Here is a 1,679-nt window from a genome sequence, read left to right on the forward strand (position 1 = left end):
GCGTCCGGCCCGACGGCCCGGCCGGGAGCCGCCTCGCCGTCCGCCGCGAAGAGCGGCACCGCGTGGTGGCCGCTGTCGTCCGGCCGCGGTACGCCGGAACCCGCAACGGCCGTGCTGCCGGGCGCGGCGTCGGCCGCAGCGGCACCGAACTCGGGACCGGTCGTGCTGCTGGGCTTGGCGTCGGTCGCGCTGCCGGACCTGGCCTCGGTCGTGTTGCCGGACTCGTACCCGGTCGTGGTGCCGGACTCGTACCCGATGGTGGTGCCGGGCTCGGACCCGGTCGTGTCGTCGAGCGCGGGGCCGGTCGCGGTGTCGGGTCCGGTGCCGGCCGGGGCACCGAGCTGGGGGCTGGTCGTCGTGCCGGGTGCGGTCGTGCTGGGCGTGGTGTCGGGCGCGGCGGAGGCGTCCGTGGACGGCGACGACATCGCCGCGCCGGGCTCGGCGGCCCCGGTCTCGGGGGCGCCCGTGGCGACGGGTACCGGGCCCGCACCCTCCGGTGCCGCCGGGGCGGCGGGCTGGCGCGTCGAGCGGGGCTTACGGGTGCGGCGGGGCTTGGGCGCGTTCGGGACGACCCGCTGGTCGGCGACTGCCTCTGCCGGCTGTCCTGCGGGTGCCGGTCTTTCGGCCGGCTGTGTTGGTCCCTCTGCCGGCTGGCCTGCGGGAGTCGCTGCGCTGGCCGGCTGTCCGTCGGGCGCCGCCGCCCCGACCGGCTGTGCCGCAGTCGTCGCCCCTCCGGTCGACCGTGCGGCGGCCGTCACCTCCCCGGCGGGCTGCGCGTCGGGGGCCGTCTTCCCGGCTGGCGGCGCCTCGTCGGCGACCGGCACCGCCGGGACGGTCGGGGTGGCCGGGCCGGTCGGTGCCAGCGGCGCGACCGGAGCAGCCGGTGCAGCCGGGACAGTCGGTGCGACCGGTGCCACCGGTGCCACCGGTGCGGCCGGTGCGGCCGGTGCCGCCGGTGCGGCCGGTGCGACCGGTGCCACCGGTGCGACCGGTGCGGCCGCGAAGGGTGGGGCCGGGGCACCCGGTGCGGACGACGTGCCCGGGGCGCGCTCGTCGGTGCTGTCCTGGGTGCGGGTGGGCTCCGGTTCGCGGCCCCGGTCGACTGTGGGCGGGTTGCCGGGAGTCGAAGCCGGCGGTTCGGCCGTCCACGCGGGAACCGCGCCCGCCCGGACGTTGGCGGCGGGAGCCGGGACTGTTCCTCCGTCGGCGGGCCAGTCCCAGTGCGGGGGCACGGCCCGGGGTGCCGGGCCGTCGCCGGTGGCGGCGGTGACCGCGCCGGAGCCCGTACCGCCGCTGGCCTGGTCGGCGACGACCAGGGTGGCGCCGGCCAGGTCGACCGTCTCCGGCTCGTCGCTCCCGCCGGTGGGCGCCGGGGTCTGCGGCAGGGCCGGACCGGTTGGCAGGGGCCGGAGGATGTCGGTCGGCTCGATGGCCCCGGTGGGGGCGGTGCGCGTGACGAGCGGCCAGCGCAGCAGCGCGGCCGCGGCCGACCCGAGCGCGCCGAGGGCCACCGCGAGCAGCGCCGCGTAGTACGGCGTGAGTTGGTAGCGGTCTGCGGTGTCGCCCGGACCGGCGGTCAGGTAGGCGAACGCGACAAGCGCCGGTCCCGCCACCCCCGTCGCGCCGCTGACCAGCGGCGGGTGGCCCCGCCACCGGGCCAGTCCGCCGGTCGCCGCGCC

At 79.8% G+C, this 1,679-nt stretch carries 1 pseudogene; it reads right to left on the minus strand.

Features of this window, described 5'->3' with window-relative positions:
• Nucleotides 1–1,679 (minus strand): annotated as a pseudogene (locus tag F6X68_RS33805) (hypothetical protein); the annotation flags it as partial.

It is taken from the genome of Micromonospora sp. AMSO12t (assembly GCF_008806585.1).
In the GTDB taxonomy this organism is placed as follows: domain Bacteria; phylum Actinomycetota; class Actinomycetes; order Mycobacteriales; family Micromonosporaceae; genus Micromonospora; species Micromonospora reichwaldensis.